Source organism: Sulfitobacter sp. LC.270.F.C4 (genome assembly GCF_032922545.1).
GTDB classification, from domain to species: domain Bacteria; phylum Pseudomonadota; class Alphaproteobacteria; order Rhodobacterales; family Rhodobacteraceae; genus Sulfitobacter; species Sulfitobacter profundi.
Window position 1 is genome coordinate 1 of record NZ_CP136692.1, and the last position, 18,746, is coordinate 18,746.

12 protein-coding genes, 3 tRNA genes and 3 rRNA genes are annotated in these 18,746 nt (G+C 58.4%); 8 read left to right on the forward strand and 10 right to left on the reverse strand.

Features of this window, described 5'->3' with window-relative positions; translation table 11 throughout:
- Positions 1-94: 94 nt before the first annotated feature.
- The 6 genes from rrf to R1T45_RS03765 form a co-directional block, all read right to left on the reverse strand.
- A 5S ribosomal RNA gene (rrf, locus tag R1T45_RS03740) occupies positions 95-209 on the reverse strand.
- Between the two features lie 119 nt (positions 210-328).
- Positions 329-3,187: ribosomal RNA gene (locus R1T45_RS03745) — 23S ribosomal RNA — on the reverse strand.
- 432 nt (positions 3,188-3,619) lie between these two features.
- A tRNA-Ile gene (locus tag R1T45_RS03750) sits at positions 3,620-3,696 on the reverse strand.
- Positions 3,697-3,930: 234 nt separating this feature from the next.
- A tRNA-Ala gene (locus R1T45_RS03755) sits at positions 3,931-4,006 on the reverse strand.
- A 145-nt stretch (positions 4,007-4,151) separates the two neighbouring features.
- Positions 4,152-5,615, reverse strand: a 16S ribosomal RNA gene (locus R1T45_RS03760).
- Together the 16S, 23S and 5S rRNA genes with 2 tRNA genes alongside form the textbook arrangement of a ribosomal RNA operon.
- A gap of 822 nt (positions 5,616-6,437) precedes the next feature.
- A tRNA-Trp gene (locus tag R1T45_RS03765) sits at positions 6,438-6,513 on the reverse strand.
- Positions 6,514-6,656: 143 nt separating this feature from the next.
- On the opposite strand from R1T45_RS03765, the gene R1T45_RS03770 reads away from it, so the two are divergent.
- A complete protein-coding gene (locus R1T45_RS03770; protein WP_132443745.1) occupies positions 6,657-7,154 on the forward strand; it encodes a DUF892 family protein in 498 nt (165 codons plus the stop codon).
- A 161-nt stretch (positions 7,155-7,315) separates the two neighbouring features.
- On the opposite strand, the gene tuf is transcribed toward R1T45_RS03770, so the two are convergent.
- Positions 7,316-8,491, reverse strand: a complete 1,176-nt coding sequence (tuf, locus tag R1T45_RS03775) for an elongation factor Tu (RefSeq protein WP_067622157.1) — start codon at positions 8,489-8,491, stop codon at positions 7,316-7,318.
- A gap of 161 nt (positions 8,492-8,652) precedes the next feature.
- Complete coding sequence (locus R1T45_RS03780; RefSeq protein ID WP_067623938.1) at positions 8,653-9,231, reverse strand: hypothetical protein; 579 nt, start codon at positions 9,229-9,231, stop codon at positions 8,653-8,655.
- Positions 9,232-9,357: 126 nt separating this feature from the next.
- Between R1T45_RS03780 and R1T45_RS03785 the strand changes: the two genes are divergently transcribed.
- Positions 9,358-10,716 (forward strand): cytochrome P450, encoded by a 1,359-nt coding sequence (locus R1T45_RS03785; protein ID WP_317390171.1) that lies wholly within the window; start codon positions 9,358-9,360, stop codon positions 10,714-10,716.
- A gap of 25 nt (positions 10,717-10,741) precedes the next feature.
- Here R1T45_RS03785 and R1T45_RS03790 read toward each other — a convergent pair whose 3' ends face one another.
- Entirely contained in the window at positions 10,742-13,183 is a 2,442-nt protein-coding gene (locus R1T45_RS03790) for a DNA topoisomerase IV subunit A (RefSeq protein ID WP_317390172.1), read from the reverse strand.
- A gap of 224 nt (positions 13,184-13,407) precedes the next feature.
- On the opposite strand from R1T45_RS03790, the gene R1T45_RS03795 reads away from it, so the two are divergent.
- The 6 genes from R1T45_RS03795 (at position 13,408) to R1T45_RS03820 (ending at position 17,679) form a co-directional block, all read left to right on the forward strand.
- The gene (locus tag R1T45_RS03795) at positions 13,408-14,103 is read left to right on the forward strand and encodes an SH3 domain-containing protein (RefSeq protein WP_317390173.1); all 696 of its coding nucleotides are present in this window, start codon (positions 13,408-13,410) and stop codon (positions 14,101-14,103) included.
- A gap of 57 nt (positions 14,104-14,160) precedes the next feature.
- Positions 14,161-14,994 (forward strand): SDR family NAD(P)-dependent oxidoreductase, encoded by an 834-nt coding sequence (locus R1T45_RS03800; protein WP_317390174.1) that lies wholly within the window; start codon positions 14,161-14,163, stop codon positions 14,992-14,994.
- Between the two features lie 57 nt (positions 14,995-15,051).
- A complete protein-coding gene (locus tag R1T45_RS03805; protein ID WP_067623948.1) occupies positions 15,052-15,258 on the forward strand; it encodes a twin transmembrane helix small protein in 207 nt (68 codons plus the stop codon).
- Positions 15,258-15,833 carry a cob(I)yrinic acid a,c-diamide adenosyltransferase gene (locus R1T45_RS03810; protein WP_132443749.1) on the forward strand — a complete coding sequence of 192 codons (576 nt, stop codon included), beginning with the start codon at positions 15,258-15,260 and terminating at the stop codon, positions 15,831-15,833. Before R1T45_RS03805 ends, R1T45_RS03810 begins: the two co-directional genes overlap by 1 nt.
- A gap of 161 nt (positions 15,834-15,994) precedes the next feature.
- Complete coding sequence (locus tag R1T45_RS03815; RefSeq protein WP_067623952.1) at positions 15,995-16,753, forward strand: electron transfer flavoprotein subunit beta/FixA family protein; 759 nt, start codon at positions 15,995-15,997, stop codon at positions 16,751-16,753.
- Positions 16,753-17,679, forward strand: coding sequence for an electron transfer flavoprotein subunit alpha/FixB family protein (locus R1T45_RS03820; RefSeq protein ID WP_120351885.1), 927 nt, complete (start codon positions 16,753-16,755; stop codon positions 17,677-17,679). The genes R1T45_RS03815 and R1T45_RS03820 overlap by 1 nt, the downstream gene beginning before the upstream one ends.
- 76 nt (positions 17,680-17,755) lie before the next feature.
- Here the strand turns inward: R1T45_RS03820 and R1T45_RS03825 are convergent, their stop codons facing one another.
- Positions 17,756-18,589 carry a DUF6473 family protein gene (locus R1T45_RS03825; RefSeq protein WP_120351886.1) on the reverse strand — a complete coding sequence of 278 codons (834 nt, stop codon included), beginning with the start codon at positions 18,587-18,589 and terminating at the stop codon, positions 17,756-17,758.
- Positions 18,590-18,746: the final 157 nt, after the last annotated feature.

The following is an 18,746-nucleotide window of genomic DNA, read 5'->3' on the forward strand; positions in this document are numbered from 1 at the left end:
CCCCAAAGACAAAACCGCCGCAGCTTTATAGCTGCGGCGGTTTTGTTATTTTTCTCATCGTTGAGAGATACTTTTTTTATCAGGAACTTATTAGGTTTGGCGATGACCTACTCTCCCACGTCTTAAGACGCAGTACCATCGGCGCTACGGCACTTAACGGCTGGGTTCGGGATGGGACCAGGTGTTTTGCTCGCGCTATGATCACCAAACCAAATAAATTCCTGATAAAGCGCTCTGCGCGTTGCGACGCAGAGCGTGTTCCAAGTCATGTACAACTGATTGTATGTGTATGCTTTTGACCAGTTAAGCAGTCTTGCTTCTACTGGATCAAATCAAGCCTATCGAGCAATTAGTACCAGTCAACTGAACGTGTTACCACGCTTACATCTCTGGCCTATCGACGAGGTGGTCTACCTCGGCTCTCAGGGATACCTTGTTTTGAGGGGGGCTTCCCGCTTAGATGCCTTCAGCGGTTATCCTGTCCGATCATAGCTACCCAGCACTGCTATTGGCATAACAACTGGTCCACCAGTGGATCGTTCACCCCGGTCCTCTCGTACTAGGGGCAACTCCTCTCAAGTATCCTACACCCACGGAAGATAGGGACCGAACTGTCTCACGACGTTCTAAACCCAGCTCACGTACCTCTTTAAACGGCGAACAGCCGTACCCTTGGGACCTGCTCCAGCCCCAGGATGAGATGAGCCGACATCGAGGTGCCAAACACTGCCGTCGATATGGACTCTTGGGCAGTATCAGCCTGTTATCCCCGGCGTACCTTTTATCCGTTGAGCGATGGCCCTCCCACTTGGGACCACCGGATCACTATGGCCGTCTTTCGACTCTGCTCGACTTGTCAGTCTCGCAGTCAGGCTGGCTTCTGCCATTGCACTCAACGAGCGATTTCCGACCGCTCTGAGCCAACCTTCGCGCGCCTCCGTTACGATTTAGGAGGCGACCGCCCCAGTCAAACTACCCGCCACACAGGGTCCCGGAACCGGATAACGGTCCGCGGTTAGACATCAAGCAGAACAAGGGTGGTATCTCAAGGGAGGCTCCACCGAGACTGGCGTCTCGGTTTCAAAGCCCACCACCTATCCTGCACATGTTCGGCCTAATGCCAGTGTGAAGCTGTAGTAAAGGTGCACGGGGTCTTTCCGTCTAACCGCGGGTAACCGGCATCTTGACCGGTAATTCAATTTCGCTGAGTCTATGTTGGAGACAGCGGGGAAGTCGTTACGCCATTCGTGCAGGTCGGAACTTACCCGACAAGGAATTTCGCTACCTTAGGACCGTTATAGTTACGGCCGCCGTTTACCTGGGCTTCAATTCAGAGCTCTCACCCCTCCTTTTAACCTTCAGGCACCGGGCAGGCGTCAGACCCTATACGTCGTCTTGCGACTTCGCAGAGCCCTGTGTTTTTAATAAACAGTCGCCACCCCCTGGTTTGTGCCCCCAGCCTCTAGTTGCCTAGAAACCGGGCCTCCTTCTCGCGAACTTACGGAGGTATTTTGCCGAGTTCCTTCAACATAGTTCTCTCAAGCGCCTTGGTATTCTCTACCTGTCCACCTGTGTCGGTTTAGGGTACGATCTAGCGATGGAGCTATTTCCAGGGACCTCTAAGCAGCCCATTCAATCCGATAAGGATGAACTACCCTCGAGATCCGTCACTTCCATCTGGCCCAGGAATATTAACCTGGTTCCCATCGACTACGCCTTTCGGCCTCGCCTTAGGGGTCGGCTTACCCTGCTCAGATTAGCTTTAAGCAGGAACCCTTGGACTTTCGGCGAGAGTGTCTCTCACACTCTTTGTCGCTACTCATGTCATCATTCTCACTAGTGATCTCTCCACCGGATCGCTCACGCGCCAGCTTCACAGAAAGCTCCTTGTGTCCAATCCTACGGTCCGGTTGGGGTAAACCAAACGAACAAGTGTAGGTAAGGACACATGGAACTATGTCACACTACGCTCTGCTACCATGCAATAAATGCATCCTCAGCTTCGGCTCATGGCTTGAGCCCCGTTACATCTTCGCCGCAAGACAACTTATTTAGACCAGTGAGCTGTTACGCTATCTTTAAAGGATGGCTGCTTCTAAGCCAACCTCCTGGTTGTTTTGGTCGTCTCACCTGCTTTCCCACTTAGCCATGAATTAGGGGCCTTAGCTGGAGGTTAGGGTTGTTTCCCTCTTCACGACGGACGTTAGCATTCGCCGTGTGTCTGCCGACTAGTACTCCTCGGTATTCGGAGTTTGGTTAGGATCAGTAAGCCTGTGGGGCCCCATTACCCATCCAGTGCTCTACCCCCGAGGGTATTCGGTCGACGCTCTACCTAAATAGATTTCGCAGAGAACCAGCTATCTCCGAGTTTGATTGGCCTTTCACCCCTAGGCACAGCTCATCCCGATCTTTTTCAACAGATGTGGGTTCGGTCCTCCAATAAGTGTTACCTTATCTTCAACCTGGCCATGCCTAGATCACTCGGTTTCGGGTCTGATCCCACGAACTCAACGCCCTATTAAGACTTGCTTTCGCTACGCCTACACCTAACGGCTTAAGCTTGCTCGTGAGACCAAGTCGATGACCCATTATACAAAAGGTACGCTGTCAGGACGCAAGGTCCCTCCAACTGTTTGTAGGCGTTCGGTTTCAGGTACTGTTTCACTCCCCTCGTCGGGGTGCTTTTCACCTTTCCCTCACGGTACTGGTTCACTATCGGTCAGTAAGGAGTACTTAGCCTTCGAAGGTGGTCCTCCGATCTTCAGACAGAATTTCACGTGTTCCGCCCTACTTAATACGTCCAATCATGCTTCTTATACGGGACTATCACCCACTTTGGTTGCGCATTCCAACGCATTCTAACCACACTCATGGCTCGGCTGGTCCCCGTTCGCTCGCCGCTACTAGGGGAGTATCATATTGATTTCCTTTCCTCCGGGTACTTAGATGTTTCAGTTCCCCGGGTTTGCCTTTTTAAGCCTATATATTCAGCCTAAAAATACCTGGTTTACCAAGTTATTAGCTGCACCGAAGTGCAGTAATAACAAAGTATCAGGTGGGTTGCCCCATTCAGAAATCCATGGATCAAAGCTTATTCTCAGCTCCCCATGGCTTATCGCAGAGTATCACGTCTTTCATCGCCTCTTACTGCCAAGGCATTCACCAAACGCCCTTTTCGCGCTTGATTTGATCCAGAAAAAGCAAGACTTAGCGTCTCGCGCGAAGATCAGAAGCTGGTAAGAAACTGATCCTCTTTATCCTGTATCAAAAGCATACTTTTACCCGCCCAGACTATCGTCTGGACAATGAGCGATGCAGATAGCGAACCGTCCGTGCAGGAGGTCCGCGTCATCGCTCTGGTTAGTGTACTTGACTTGGACAACATATTCGTTTCGATCGCGATATGTCAGAAAGGCCGAGGAAACAGCCCGTCAAACACCGGCCCCGAAGGGCAGCAACCGAGATCATCCCCTAACGCGGGGCGATCAAACATGTTGTTAGTATCTCTCTTTACGATGTCAATTCGTCTGAAGGACGAAGCGATGCTTCATCCGGGAACAGACGTTCAAACACACTGTATGTGCTTGAAGGTATGTTCCGTGTACCACCTTAGGGAAGATGGTGGGTCGAGGAGGACTTGAACCTCCGACCTCACGCTTATCAGGCGTGCGCTCTAACCACCTGAGCTACCGACCCAGTGTGCGCCGGAGGCGCGCACGTCGCACAAACAGCATATTGCGAAGCAATGTGCGAGTTGTGCAAGAGATTTTGCCTAAGGCAAAACTCGTCGTTCCGGAAGGGCATTCCGAAGGAAGGGCCCGAGAGGAACCAGCCCTTAGTGGTTGAGGTAATAAGGGCCTTATACGCTGCCCTTCTCATCGTTGCTGCGCAACGACTGCCAGGGCGACGCCTTTTGCTCTGCAAAAGGCTTGGTGGAGCCTAGGAGGATCGAACTCCTGACCTCCTGAATGCAAATCAGGCGCTCTCCCAGCTGAGCTAAGGCCCCAAACTTTTGAGACCTACGCCGTCAGCGCAGGACCTATTTCTGAAGAGATATGAGGACGGCTCGGTTCTAATATAGTCGGCTTTGTTTGCCGACTTGCTAAGTGTTCCACGAGTGAGACAAGTCTCGCTGCTAGGAACATCCTTAGAAAGGAGGTGATCCAGCCGCAGGTTCCCCTACGGCTACCTTGTTACGACTTCACCCCAGTCGCTGATCCTACCGTGGTCCGCTGCCTCCTCGAAAGGTTGGCGCACGGCCGTCGGGTAGAACCAACTCCCATGGTGTGACGGGCGGTGTGTACAAGGCCCGGGAACGTATTCACCGTGGCATGCTGTTCCACGATTACTAGCGATTCCGACTTCATGGGGTCGAGTTGCAGACCCCAATCCGAACTGAGACAGCTTTTGGGGATTAACCCATTGTCACTGCCATTGTAGCACGTGTGTAGCCCAACCCGTAAGGGCCATGAGGACTTGACGTCATCCACACCTTCCTCCCGCTTATCACGGGCAGTTTCCTTAGAGTGCCCAGCCGAACTGCTGGCAACTAAGGATGTGGGTTGCGCTCGTTGCCGGACTTAACCGAACATCTCACGACACGAGCTGACGACAGCCATGCAGCACCTGTCACTGCGTCACCGAAGTGAACGCCCGATCTCTCGGGTTAGCACAGGATGTCAAGGGTTGGTAAGGTTCTGCGCGTTGCTTCGAATTAAACCACATGCTCCACCGCTTGTGCGGGCCCCCGTCAATTCCTTTGAGTTTTAATCTTGCGACCGTACTCCCCAGGCGGAATGCTTAATCCGTTAGGTGTGTCACCGAACAGTATACTGCCCGACGACTGGCATTCATCGTTTACGGTGTGGACTACCAGGGTATCTAATCCTGTTTGCTCCCCACACTTTCGTACCTCAGCGTCAGTATCGAGCCAGTGAGCCGCCTTCGCCACTGGTGTTCCTCCAAATATCTACGAATTTCACCTCTACACTTGGAATTCCACTCACCTCTCTCGAACTCAAGACCAGGAGTTTAAGAGGCAGTTCCAGGGTTGAGCCCTGGGATTTCACCCCTTACTTTCTGATCCGCCTACGTACGCTTTACGCCCAGTAATTCCGAACAACGCTAACCCCCTCCGTATTACCGCGGCTGCTGGCACGGAGTTAGCCGGGGTTTCTTTACCAGGTACTGTCATTATCATCCCTGGCGAAAGTGCTTTACGATCCTAAGACCTTCATCACACACGCGGCATGGCTAGATCAGGCTTGCGCCCATTGTCTAAGATTCCCCACTGCTGCCTCCCGTAGGAGTCTGGGCCGTGTCTCAGTCCCAGTGTTGCTGATCATCCTCTAAAACCAGCTATAGATCGTAGACTTGGTAGGCCATTACCCCACCAACTATCTAATCTAACGCGGGCCGATCCTTCTCCGATAAATCTTTCCCCCGAAGGGCGTATGCGGTATTACTCACCGTTTCCAGTGGCTATTCCGCAGAGAAGGGCACGTTCCCACGCGTTACTAACCCGTCCGCCGCTAGACCCGAAGGTCTCGCTCGACTTGCATGTGTTAGGCCTGCCGCCAGCGTTCGTTCTGAGCCAGGATCAAACTCTCAAGTTGAAAAGCTATTGCTAGCTTATCCTTGACGTCGAACCTCTGCACATCGACCTGTATCCCTTACTGAAAGATACAAGCCATTCTCTGTTTGTTGTGCTTGAGACTACAAAGTAGTCGAAAGCCGTCCAAACAGTGAAGCTGACACTCTATCATCGGGCCTAAACCCTAAGAGCGCGATATACAGACGTTGATCCATCGAATGAACCAAACCGCCCACATATCTCTTCAGATATCAAATTTTCAAACAGCGTTGAGACAAAAGAAACTGAGATGCGCCCTAACTTCTTGGCGCGCCCCGCCCTAATACCTCGAATTTTTATCCACCTTCCGAACCGAACTCAGCGTCTCCGCTCCCGTCCGCCCCGTCTGGCGCCCCGCCGCTGCATCTCTGCGCCGCCGGTAGAGGGGGTTCTAAGGCGAGTGACAGAAACCCGCAAGCGGAAAGTTGAGAAAAGTGAAGGTTTTGAAGAGCCTTTGGGCAAGTTGCTGAAATCTCGAACTATTTCGGGACTTTAAAACAGTAAACAGGCTCATCGGAAGGCCCGAAGCTGGGGTATTTGAGACCTGTTGCGGCTGAGGTGGAGTGAATCGCCCCTAATCCCAGGAAGGTCGGAGTCGGATTCCCTGTGAATCGGGGTGTCACTGCGAGTCCCAGCTTGGCGATACCGTTCGAACGGAAGGGGTACAGTTCTGAAGCGGAAGCGATGCGGCGACTCACGACAGCCCTTCAGGCGGCAAATCCCACGCCGATGAGACACCAAGCGGCGAAAACAAATCAACCGCCCCGCTAGAAACGCGGGTCACCATTACAGATTTGAAGAGATGTGGCAGGGGCTGAGGGACTCGAACCCACGACCCTCGGTTTTGGAGACCGATGCTCTACCAACTGAGCTAAACCCCTATGCCGGGGGTTTGGGTAGTCGCAAACGGGCGGCGGATCAAGAGCAGATCTGACCTTTCCGGCGATATTCTCTTCTTTGGGGAACATTGCACGGCCAGCTTACGTTTTCTCGTCGAACCAAGCCCGAAATTGGAGGACGACCGATGACTATGAACAATCTCAAAGACGTCTACACCGACCAACTGCAAGACCTCTACTCTGCCTGCAAGCAGTCGCTTGAAGCGACCAACGCACTGGGTCGTGCGGCGGAGGACAAAGAACTGTCGGAAGCGCTGATCGATGGCAGCAACGGAATCGCCAAGGGGATGGATGTGCTGAAGTCCATCTGCGCGAAACATGACCTCGACCCCGACGCAGAGCACTGCCACGGCATGGAGGGCCTTGTGAAAGAGGCGCATAAACATGTGCTGGAAGAAGACTTTGGCGACAACGATGCCCGCGATGCGATGATCATCACACAGTATCAGCGCATGGTGCATTACGCATTGGCCGGATACGGCTGCGTTGTGGCCTTCGCCAATCGCTTGGGCGAGGACGAAGACGGCGCGCAGCTGCAAGAGCAGCTTGACCACACCTATGACGGCGACCGCCGCATGACAGAGATCGCGACCAAGGGCGGTGTGAACGCAGACGCCGCGTAAGTGCGATAGATATGAACGGGAAAGGCTGGCTCCTTCAGGAGTTGGCCTTTTTTCGTTTCAAGGGCCGTAGGTGCCCCCTCCCCCACAAAAGCAAAAGGCCGCAGCAAACGCTGCGGCCTTTCAAATCTCTCAGACGTCAGGCCCGAAGGCCCCGCCCAAAATCACTCAGTGATTTTGGAAACAACGCCGGCGCCAACCGTACGGCCACCTTCGCGGATCGCGAAGCGCAGGCCGTTTTCCATGGCGATCGGTGCAATCAGCTCAACGCCGAAGGACACGTTGTCGCCGGGCATGACCATCTCGGTGCCTTCTGCCAGCTGAACGGTGCCGGTCACGTCAGTTGTACGGAAGTAGAACTGCGGACGGTAGTTCGCGAAGAACGGCGTGTGACGGCCACCTTCCTCTTTGGTGAGGATGTAGGCTTCGGCTTCGAACTTGGTGTGCGGGTTCACGGAACCGGGCTTGCAGAGAACCTGACCGCGCTCAACGCCGTCACGCTCAACGCCACGCAGCAGCGCGCCGATGTTGTCGCCAGCTTCACCACGGTCCAGCAGCTTGCGGAACATTTCCACACCGGTGCAGGTGGTTTTCTTGGTGTCGCGGATGCCGACGATTTCGATTTCGTCGCCAACGTTGATCACGCCACGCTCAACACGGCCGGTCACAACGGTACCACGACCAGAGATCGAGAACACGTCTTCGACGGGCATCAGGAACGGCTGGTCAACAGCACGCTCAGGTGTCGGGATGTAGTTGTCGACTTCTTCCATCAGCTTGCGGATCGCGTTCTCGCCGATGTTTTCGTCACGGCCTTCCATCGCCGCCAGAGCGGAACCGGGCACAACGGGGATGTCGTCGCCGGGGTAGTCGTAGGAAGACAGCAGCTCGCGGATTTCCATCTCGACCAGCTCAAGCAGCTCTTCGTCGTCAACCTGGTCAACTTTGTTCATGAAGACGACCATGGCGGGGATGCCAACCTGACGGCCGAGCAGGATGTGCTCGCGGGTCTGGGGCATCGGGCCGTCGGCCGCGTTCACCACCAAGATAGCGCCGTCCATCTGAGCGGCACCGGTGATCATGTTCTTCACATAGTCAGCGTGGCCGGGGCAGTCGACGTGGGCGTAGTGACGTGCTTCGGTCTCATACTCGACGTGTGCGGTCGAGATGGTGATGCCGCGGGCCTTCTCTTCGGGCGCGCCGTCGATCTGGTCATACGCTTGGAAGTCACCAAAGTATTTGGTGATCGCCGCGGTCAGCGTGGTTTTACCGTGGTCAACGTGGCCGATTGTGCCGATGTTGACGTGTGGCTTGTTACGTTCAAACTTTGCCTTTGCCATGGTGGCGCCCTTTTAATTGAGGGGCCCCAACGGGGACCCGAACCCTATCTGGCGGGCGATGTATTGGGTTCGGGCGGTAAAATCAAGCGTGACTTGCGTCTTGGGGCCACTTAAAGCCCATCGGGCCCATGCGGCAGCGGTTCGGCGCGCCCCGACGGGGGTTATTTATCCTCCGGCTCCCCGGCAGGCGACGATGCCACACCACCGCTGAACCAACCCTCTTCGCGGTTTTGCTTGACCAGATAGGTCTCGATCGACTTGGCCGCGTTCTGGCTGAGGTTCTTGAGCTGCTCTTCGGCGGATTTGGTATAGCCCGAGCCAACAACCGGGCCCTGATCGAGGGATTCGAAGACAGTGATCTGATGCGGCTCGGGGTTCAGCTTCATGTTCTTCGCGTCATCCCAGACCGTGAGGTTAAGGATCAGGATCGACTTCGGGGCAAAGACCAGTGGGATGCCCGGCTGTGCCAGCACGTAGCCTTCGACGCTGATGCCGAAGTGATAGAGACGCTCCCCATCGTAGCGGTCGAAGCGTTCGGCGGTGGCGGCGCGCACGGCCTCGGCCAATTCTTCTTTGCTGACCTCGCGGCTCAGCGGCCCCTTCTGCGCTTTGGGCGCCACGACGATATTGTGGTGCAGGTTGAAGTCCCCCAGCGGGGTCGGCGCTTTGTCGAGGTCGGAGGCCCCGTTGCAGGCGGCCAGCGTCGCGACGAAGGTCAACAGGGCAAGAACTCGGAACATGGGCAATCCTTCGGGGGCGTTAAGATTTCGAAAAGGGGTAGCCGATGGCCGGGAGGGGCGCAATCATTTGCCGCAGTTGCGCGCCTGCCGGTCCGGTCTATCTTGGATATGAGTGAGGACAGCATCATGACCCAACCATCCCCCCTGCCCGTGCGCGTACCGCTGGTGACCGAGCCTGTGGGAATGCTCGGCAGTTTGCAGATGGCGCGGCGCAACGTGCTGAGCATCATCCCCAAGATCGCCACCACCCAGCCCATGGTTTCGGGCAAGACCGGCAAGCGCTGGCATATGGTGATGGATTCGGGTGCTATCCGGGAAATCCTGCTCGACCGGCTGGAGGACTACCCGAAGTCCGATGTCACCAAGAACCTGCTGCGCCCGGCCATCGGGGAATCGCTCTTTATCGCAGAAGGGGCGCATTGGCGCTGGCAGCGCCGGGCGGCGGCCCCTGTCTTTTCGCAGCGCAACGTGCGCAACCTTGCCCCGGTGATGAGCGCCGCCGCTGACCGCTCGGCCAAGCGGATCGCCGCTGCTGGGCCGCGCGCGGTCAACATGCTCGATGAGATGGTGACGACGACTTTCGAGGTGATCGGCGACGTGACCTTCTCAGGCGATGGCACCTTTGACCGCGACAAGGTGCATGGCGCCATCGACGACTATATCGCCGAGGCGGGTAAGATCAGCCTCTTCGATATCCTCGGCCTGCCCGATTGGCTGCCACGTCCGGGGCGGATGATGTCCGGTCAGGCGCTGAAGCAAATGAAGGCGATGGCCGATCAGGCGATCGAAGCGCGGGTGGCGCGCGGCCATGACGGCACGCCCGATCTGCTGGACCTGCTGCTGGAGGGCGAAGACCCCAAGACCAAGCGCCAGATGAACACCGGAGAGTTGCGCGATAACCTTTTGACCTTTATCGTCGCGGGGCATGAGACAACGGCGCTGACGCTGGCTTGGTCGATGTACCTCATGGGGTTCGACCCCGAGATGCAGGCGCGCGCCCGCGCAGAGGTGCGCGATGTGCTGCAAGGCGGTGCCTGCACCGGCGACGATGTGGACAAGCTGCCCTTGGTGCGGATGATCATCGACGAGGCGCTGCGGCTCTACCCCGCCGCCGGGATCATTTCGCGCACGGCGCAAAAGCACGACAGGCTCTGCGACCGCGAAATCCGCCCCGGCGACACGGTGATGATCCCGATCTACGCGCTAGGCCGCAATGAACTGCTTTGGGACGATCCCGATGCTTTCCGGCCTGAACGTTTCGCCGACCGCAAGGCGATTGACCGCTATGCCTATCTGCCCTTCGGGGACGGACCGCGCATCTGCATCGGGGCGAGCTTTGCGTTGCAGGAGGCGGTGATCATCCTCGCCACCCTGCTGGGGCGGTTCAAGTTCACGCCTGTGCCGGGAAAGGACCCGGAGCCGGTGATGATCCTGACCCTGCGCCCCGAGGGCGGCGTCTGGATGACCGCCGAGCCGCTGGACTGACCGCGCCCCGAAAGGCGCGGCTGTTTCACGTGAACTTGTTGTCGCGCGGGAAGCCGCGCGGCGCCATCCGGCCCGAGCTTGCGCGCTTGCCGGTCCATTCTGCCAGATCGGCCTCGGTACGTGTCCGGCCCGCCGGGTCTTGCCAGCTGAGGCCCGCTTCCCGCGTGAAGGTCGTGGCGTCCGACAGGCCGCCATCCTTGTACTTCTGCAGGCGCACGCCCTTGCCCCGGCCCATCTCGGGCAATTCATCAAGGCCAAAGACCAGCACTTTGCGGTTCTCGCCCACGGTGGCGACGCTATCACCCGACACCGGATGACAGACCAGCGCCGAGACGCCTTCGCCACGCACGTTGAGCACCTGTTTGCCGCTGCGGGTCTGGGCCACGACGTCATCCTCGGGCACCACGAAACCGTCGCCTGCCGTTGAGGCAACCAACAGCTTGCGCCCCGGCTGGTGGATAAAGAGTGACACGATCTGCACTTCGTTGGGCAGATCAACCATCAGACGCAAAGGCTCGCCCATGCCCCGCCCGCCGGGCAGGTTGGCGGCGGAGACGGTGTAGAAACGCCCGTTCGAGCCGAAGACCAGCAACCGGTCCGTCGTTTCGGCATGGAAGATAAAGCGCGGGCCGTCGCCGTCTTTGAACTTCAACTCGCGGTTCAGGTCGATATGGCCGGTCATGGCGCGGATCCAGCCCATCTGGCTGCAGACCACGGTGATCGGCTCACGGTCGATCATCGCCTCAATCGGGACATCCTCAACCTCTCCGGCGGTGTCGAATTCGGTCAGGCGCTGGCCGCGTTTGACGCCGTCGATCACCCAGTCCTTGCCGAACTGCTTTTTCGTCGCGCGCAGCTGGTCAGCGATGGTGGACCATTGCAGGTCGTCGCTTTCCAGCAGATCTTCGAGACCCGCGCGTTCGGTCATCAGCGTGTCACGCTCTTTCACCAGCGCGTCTTCTTCCAAACGCCGCAAGGACCGCAGGCGCATGTTGAGGATCGCCTCGGCCTGCACATCCGACAGGCCATTCTCGCGGCCTGCATAGCTGTGCGGGATGGCGCGGGTGTCACCGCTCTCAGTCAGCACGCCGGTGGCTTCGGCCTCGGCATCCGCGATGACCGCCAGTTTCGACACATCGACCCCCGCCAAGGGCGAGACATAGGCGGATTCGTCCATCGCGCGGCTCAGCGTATCCTGATGCGCGCGGCTCCAATCCTCGTACATCAAGGCGGCTTTGGGATCGTCGTCGTAGCGGATGATCTCGATCACCCGGTCAAGGTTCAGAAAGGCCGTGATCAGGCCCTGCAGCACCTCAAGCCGGTGGTCGATCTTGTCCATCCGGTGCCGCGAGCGGCGTTGCAGCACCTCGCGCCGGTGGTCAAGGAAAGCGCGCAACACTTCCTTGAGCGAGCAGACCTTGGGCGTTTGGCCATCGATCAACACGTTCATGTTGAGCGAGAAGCGCACCTCAAGGTCCGAGTTGCGGAACAGCATCCCCATCAGCACGTTCGGATCGACGTTCTTCGAGCGCGGCTCGATAATCATGCGGATGTCTTCGGCGGATTCGTCGCGGACATCGGCAAGAATCGGGATCTTCTTGGTCTGGATCAGTTCGGCGATCTTTTCGATCAGCTTGGATTTCTGAACCTGATAGGGAATTTCGGTAACGACAATCTGCCAAGCGCCCCGGCCAAGGTCCTCAACTTCCCAACGACAACGCAGCCGGAAAGAGCCGCGGCCCGTGCGGTAGGCATTGGCGATATTCTCAGGCGGCTCGACGATCACGCCACCGGTGGGGAAATCCGGGCCGGGGACGTAGTTCAACAACGTCTCGTCGCGGGCGTCGGGCGTCTTGATCAGGTGAATACAGGCGTCACACAGCTCGGCAATGTTATGCGGCGGAATGTTCGTGGCCATGCCCACGGCGATGCCCGAAGAGCCATTGGCCAGCAGATTCGGAAACTGCGCGGGCAGCACCACCGGTTCGGTCAGCGTGCCATCGTAATTCTCACGGAAATCAACCGCGTTCTCGTTCAGCCCTTCCAGCATGGCTTCGGCCACGGCGGTCATCCGCGCCTCGGTATAGCGCGAGGCCGCAGGGTTATCGCCGTCGATGTTGCCAAAGTTGCCCTGCCCGTCGACCAGCGGATAGCGCACGTTGAAATCCTGCGCCAGACGCGCCATCGCGTCATAGATCGCGGCATCGCCATGCGGGTGATAGTTCCCCATCACGTCGCCCGAAATCTTCGCCGATTTACGGAAGCCGCCCGTCGAGGACAGCCGCAACTCGCGCATGGCATAAAGGATGCGGCGGTGCACCGGTTTCAACCCATCGCGCGCATCCGGCAGCGCCCGGTGCATGATCGTGCTCAAGGCATAGGTCAGATACCGCTCTCCCAAGGCGCGGCGCAGCGGCTCGGACAGGTCATTCGGGTCGAGTTCTGGGGGTGTGCTTATGTCTGACATGACGGGTCTTTTAGCCAAGCACGGCAGAGCGGGCAAGCGACAGATTGCCCGCCCTTTGCCCGCAGTCAACTCGGGAAAAAGATCGCCAACACGGTTTCAAGTGAGAAAAAAGCAATACTTTCCGGATATGCGAATTCTTGCCAATCGGAATTGAACCATTCGCGAAGTTTCGCGTTGGTCTCTCAACAGCAACATGGTTTTGACACGGGACAAGGAACAGCAAAATGAAACGGTTCATCTTTTTGACATTTGGTTTCATGGGCTGGGCATTCTACGAGATGAGCGGCGGGGCGGATTTCGTGCCAGCAGGCCCGCAGATGGCCAGCTCTGAGACGGCAGCATCGGCGCTGATCGCCAGCGCAGAAGCCGGCACGACCTCGTCCACCCTTGTCACCGCCGCCGCGGCAAATGCAGCCCGCAAGGCCGAAAGCCCCATCACCCCCTTCGCCGAGCGCGCACCGGCACGGGATGTGACTGCGACCCGCGTGGCGCTGAACCTTACGACCCTCAGCGACTTGCCGCAGGCCACTGACGCGATGGTGCAAAAGGCCGTGGCCACCCCCGCGGACCGCGCTGGCGCGAAAGTCGTCAAAGCTGTCAGCACCAGCACCCCCAAAGTAGAAAAGGCCGCCTATTCGACCACAAGCGCCAATGCGCCAGTCGTCATTCCAAGCCTGATCAACGCCACCGACAACGGCACCACCTATGTCAGCACGACGCAGGCCGACATTCGCAAAGTGAATGGCACCCGCGTCAATGTCCGCGGTGGGCCGGGCACCAATTTCGGTGTGGTCGGGAAACTGGGCAAAGGTGACGCCGTAGAGGTGGTCGAAGACAACGGTGCCGGTTGGGTGCGCTTTCGCAGCGTCGACGGCACGGCATCCGGTTGGATGGCCGACTTCCTGCTCAACAACGGCTAACTTGCCAATCTTACAGCATCGCGCGATGAAGGGCCTTTCAAATGAAGGGCCCTTTGCATGTCTGCGACCCGTTCCATCCTCATCACCGGTTGTTCCAGCGGCATCGGCTATGCCGCCGCCCATGGCATGCGCGCCCGCGGCTGGCGCGTCTTTGCCGCCTGCCGCCAACAAGCGGATTGCGACCGGCTGAGCGCCGAAGGGTTCGACGCGCCCCGTCTCGATTATACCGATGAGGCCAGCATCCAATCGGCAATCGCCCAAGTGCTAGAGCAAACCGGCGGCACCTTGGATGCTGTCTTTAACAACGGCGCCCACGCCACGCCCGGACTGGTCGAAGACCTTCCCACCGATGCCCTGCGCGAGATATTCGAGGCGAATTTCTTTGGCTGGCACAGCCTGACCCGCGCGGTGATCCCGGTGATGCGCAATCAAGGGCATGGGCGGATCGTGCAATGTTCTTCGGTGCTTGGCATGGTGGCGATGCCATGGCGCGGGGCGTATAACTCCACGAAATTCGCGCTGGAGGGGCTGACCGACACCCTGCGGCTTGAAATGCGCGGCACGGGGGTTGAGTTGATCCTGATCGAACCCGGCCCCGTCACCTCAAAGCTGCGGACCAAGGCGATCCCGCGCTTCGAGCGTTGGATCGACTGGAAAAACAGCCCCCGCGCGGCGGAGTATGAGGCCACCATGCGCCCCCGGCTCTATGACGACAGCGGCAAAAAGGACCGTTTCGAACTTCCGGCTGAGGCCGTGGTCGAGAAACTGGCCCATGCCGTCGAATCCCCCCGGCCCCTCCCGCGCTATTTCGTCACAACCCCAACCCATATCGCCGGTGTTTTGCGGCGTATCCTGCCGACGCGGGCGCTGGACTGGGTCACCAGCCGCTGATTTTGGTTGCGCGACTGCCCTGCGCCGCTACATCTCGGGGCAACGAAAGGACAGCCCATGCCAAATGATCCGTTTTTCGTGATCGTCCTGCTTTCCGTCGTGGCGGTCGCCGTTGTGCTCCTGATGGGGCTGGGCGGCTTTGCCACGGGGGGAAAATTCAACAAACGCAACGCCAACAAACTGATGCGCTGGCGGATCATCGCGCAGTTCATCGCCGTGCTGCTGATCCTCGCCTATGTCTATTTCCGAGGGGGCACGATCTGATGGTTGTACTGAACAAGATTTACACCCGCACCGGGGACAAGGGCACGACCGCGCTTGGCAATGGCGAACGTGTCGCCAAACATGACGCGCGGGTCGAGGCCTATGGCACCTCGGATGAGTTGAACTGCTTTGTCGGCGTTGCCCGGCTTGAAGCCACCGGCGCCACGGACGAAGCACTGGCCCGCATCCAGAACGACCTTTTTGATCTCGGCGCCGACCTTTGCCGCCCCGATATGGAGGCCGACCGCGATGCAGAATACCCGCCCCTGCGGGTCACGCAAGAACAGGTCGACCGGCTTGAACGCGAGATCGACGTGATGAACACCGAGTTGGAGCCGCTACGGAGCTTCATCCTACCCGGTGGCCGCGCGCTGGCCGCACATCTGCATGTTTGCCGCACCGTGGCGCGCCGCGCCGAACGGCTGGCGGTTCTGCTGTCAGAGCAAACGGCGATCAACCCGGCCTGTGTCACCTATCTGAACCGTCTCAGCGACTGGTTCTTCGTCGCCGCGCGTATGGCCAATAACGCGGGCAAGGAAGACGTGCTCTGGGTGCCGGGCGCGAACCGCGCATAAAATAGCGCTAACAGACAAAAATCGGGGAAAACGCCGCGTTCAAAACTGCCGACCTGCCGATTTTGGCCTGTTTTGATCCGATCCGCTTCGTTACACCCGTGTGGAGAATTAGGGAGACCGGGCCACCAGCCCGCGTCGCAAACTGAGGAGAGAGACCGCTCATGAAGGTATTGGTGCCTGTCAAACGCGTGATCGACTATAACGTGAAAGTTCGTGTCAAAGCGGACGGATCGGGTGTTGATCTTGCCAATGTGAAAATGTCGATGAACCCCTTCGACGAAATCGCCGTTGAACAAGCGATTCGTCTGAAAGAAGCCGGTCAGGCTGAAGAGGTCGTCGCTGTCTCCATCGGTGTGAAGCAAGCGCAGGAAACGCTGCGTACCGCGCTCGCCATGGGTGCGGATCGCGCGATCCTCGTGGTCGCGTCGGACGATGTGCACAAGGACATCGAGCCGCTGGCCGTGGCAAAGATCCTCAAAGCCATCGTCGACGAAGAACAGCCGGGCCTCGTGCTCTGCGGCAAACAGGCGATCGACAATGACATGAACGCCACCGGGCAGATGCTCTCGGCGTTGATGGGCTGGTCGCAGGCAACATTCGCCTCGGAAATCGCCATCGAAGGCGACAAGGCAAAAGTCACCCGCGAAGTCGACGGCGGCTTGCAGACCATCGAAGTCTCCATGCCCACAGTCGTCACCGTGGACCTGCGCCTGAACGAGCCGCGCTATGCCTCGCTGCCGAACATCATGAAGGCCAAGAAAAAGCCGCTGGATGAAAAGACCGCCGAAGACTACGGCGTCGATGTCTCCAACCGCTTGGAAATCGTTAAAACCGTTGAGCCTGCCGAACGTGCCGCTGGCATCAAGGTCGGTTCGGTTGACGAGCTTGTGGCGAAACTCAAAGAAGCGGGGGCTGTGTAATGGCTGTTCTTCTGATTGCAGAGATTTCCGACGGCGAACTGTCGATGGACGCAACCGCCAAGGCGGTATCAGCGGCCAAGAAACTGGGCGACGTGACCATTCTGGCGGCGGGCAGCTCTGCCGCGGCGGCAGGCGAAGCGGCGGCCAAGATCGATGGCGTCTCCAAGGTGCTGGTCGCCGAAGACGAGATGCTGGGCCACCGTCTGGCCGAAGCCACCGCAGCACTGATCGTGTCGCTGGCTGGTGACTACGACCACATCGTCGCGCCCGCCACCACGGATGCCAAGAACATCATGCCCCGCGTCGCGGCCCTGCTTGATGTCATGGTGATTTCGGATGCTTCGGGCGTTGTCGACGCCGACACATTCGAGCGCCCGATCTATGCGGGCAACGCGGTGCAGACCGTGAAGTCGAACGACGCCAAGAAAGTCATCACCTTCCGCACATCGACCTTCGATGCCGCGGGTGAAGGCGGCTCTGCTTCGGTCGAGACCATCTCGGCTGCCGACAACCCCGGCCTGTCCACATGGGTCGAAGACAAGGTCGCCGAATCGGACCGCCCCGAGCTGACAAGCGCAGGCGTGGTGGTTTCCGGTGGTCGTGGCGTCGGCTCCGAAGAGGACTTCGCCCTGATCGAAAAACTGGCCGACAAACTTGGCGCGGCTGTTGGCGCCTCGCGCGCGGCAGTTGATTCGGGCTATGCCCCGAACGATTGGCAGGTGGGCCAGACTGGTAAAGTTGTGGCTCCTGACCTCTATATTGCGGTCGGCATCTCCGGTGCGATCCAGCACCTTGCGGGGATGAAGGACTCCAAGATCATCGTCGCGATCAACAAAGACGAAGAATCGCCGATCTTCCAAGTTGCCGACTATGGCCTTGTGGCGGACCTTTTCGACGCCGTGCCGGAACTTATCGAAAAGCTGTAAAGCTCTTCACGTGAAACACCAAAGGCCCGCCGTTCTCGGCGGGCCTTTTTCGTTGCATGCGCCTGTACCGGGAGCGTCAGGACATGCTTTGCAGCGCATCGGTCAGGGCGGCGGCGGCATTGGCATGGGCCATCGGGCCCAGCATTTCCGACGCGGCCTGCGCCTCGAATTCGCTGACCACCATGCCAGCGGTCGGCCCGGCAAAGGGGTCTTTGGGAGAGACGACCTCGATCTTGGCCGTGGCATGTAGGGCCACCGCGTCCAACATTTCGCGGGTCACGAACAGCGGATCATGGCCCAACTCCCCGACCGGCTGCTCTGCCTCCGCGACCGGCGGGCGGTCGGCCAACCAAAGCAAAAGCGTGCGCCCCTGTATCTGCCCCAGCATCAAACGCATGCGCGCCAGCCAGGCTTGCTGAAGCTCTGCGCGCACCGCCTCAAACCGCTCGGGCGAGACTTGCATGAGGTGGGTCAGCATGTGGCGGTTGAAGTGGAACTGGGAAAAATCGACCTCGCGGTAGATCGTCTGCAACAGCGCGGAAGCCCCGACAAACCGGTCGTTCCGGCGCCGGTGGACCGAATAGAAACGGTTGGTCATGTTCTGCGCGCCCATGACCTGAACCACCGTCACATCCGCCTGCGAAGCGGCCTGCGCGACGAAAGGATCATGCGCAAAGGCGTCGATCCCCGCGTTGGGAAAACCGAAATTCACACAAGTTTTGCCGATCTCGGCTTCGACCCGCGCGGGAAACGGCTCCTCAATGAATTTGCCATAGGTCTCCGTCCCGCCGAGAAAGGCGATATAGGGCGCCTCCAGCCTGCGGCGGGGGCCGCGAAACATCAGCTTTGAGGTACCATAGCGGCATGGCAAATAGTCCAGAGGCGCTGGCCCCACTGTGTCATAGGTCATTGAACCCACCTTTGTTGTTCACCCAAAGCCAGATTGCACGGTAGGGGCTGCGATTCTGTTAACGGGCGAATTTGCCGTGAGTTTTCGTAAACAGCTGCCCTTGCGGCACCCCCGCCACGCGCCCTATTGTGCGCCGAACTCAAGCAAAGGACAGGCC

Excerpts from the sequence above, each read along its gene's own strand:
- R1T45_RS03770 (WP_132443745.1), top strand. The coding sequence starts at position 6,657 with ATGACTATGAACAATCTCAAAGACGTCTACACCGACCAACTGCAAGAC.
- tuf (WP_067622157.1), bottom strand. The coding sequence starts at position 8,491 with ATGGCAAAGGCAAAGTTTGAACGTAACAAGCCACACGTCAACATCGGC.
- R1T45_RS03780 (WP_067623938.1), bottom strand. The coding sequence starts at position 9,231 with ATGTTCCGAGTTCTTGCCCTGTTGACCTTCGTCGCGACGCTGGCCGCC.
- R1T45_RS03785 (WP_317390171.1), top strand. The coding sequence starts at position 9,358 with ATGACCCAACCATCCCCCCTGCCCGTGCGCGTACCGCTGGTGACCGAG.
- R1T45_RS03790 (WP_317390172.1), bottom strand. The coding sequence starts at position 13,183 with ATGTCAGACATAAGCACACCCCCAGAACTCGACCCGAATGACCTGTCC.
- R1T45_RS03795 (WP_317390173.1), top strand. The coding sequence starts at position 13,408 with ATGAAACGGTTCATCTTTTTGACATTTGGTTTCATGGGCTGGGCATTC.
- R1T45_RS03800 (WP_317390174.1), top strand. The coding sequence starts at position 14,161 with ATGTCTGCGACCCGTTCCATCCTCATCACCGGTTGTTCCAGCGGCATC.
- R1T45_RS03805 (WP_067623948.1), top strand. The coding sequence starts at position 15,052 with ATGCCAAATGATCCGTTTTTCGTGATCGTCCTGCTTTCCGTCGTGGCG.
- R1T45_RS03810 (WP_132443749.1), top strand. The coding sequence starts at position 15,258 with ATGGTTGTACTGAACAAGATTTACACCCGCACCGGGGACAAGGGCACG.
- R1T45_RS03815 (WP_067623952.1), top strand. The coding sequence starts at position 15,995 with ATGAAGGTATTGGTGCCTGTCAAACGCGTGATCGACTATAACGTGAAA.
- R1T45_RS03820 (WP_120351885.1), top strand. The coding sequence starts at position 16,753 with ATGGCTGTTCTTCTGATTGCAGAGATTTCCGACGGCGAACTGTCGATG.
- R1T45_RS03825 (WP_120351886.1), bottom strand. The coding sequence starts at position 18,589 with ATGACCTATGACACAGTGGGGCCAGCGCCTCTGGACTATTTGCCATGC.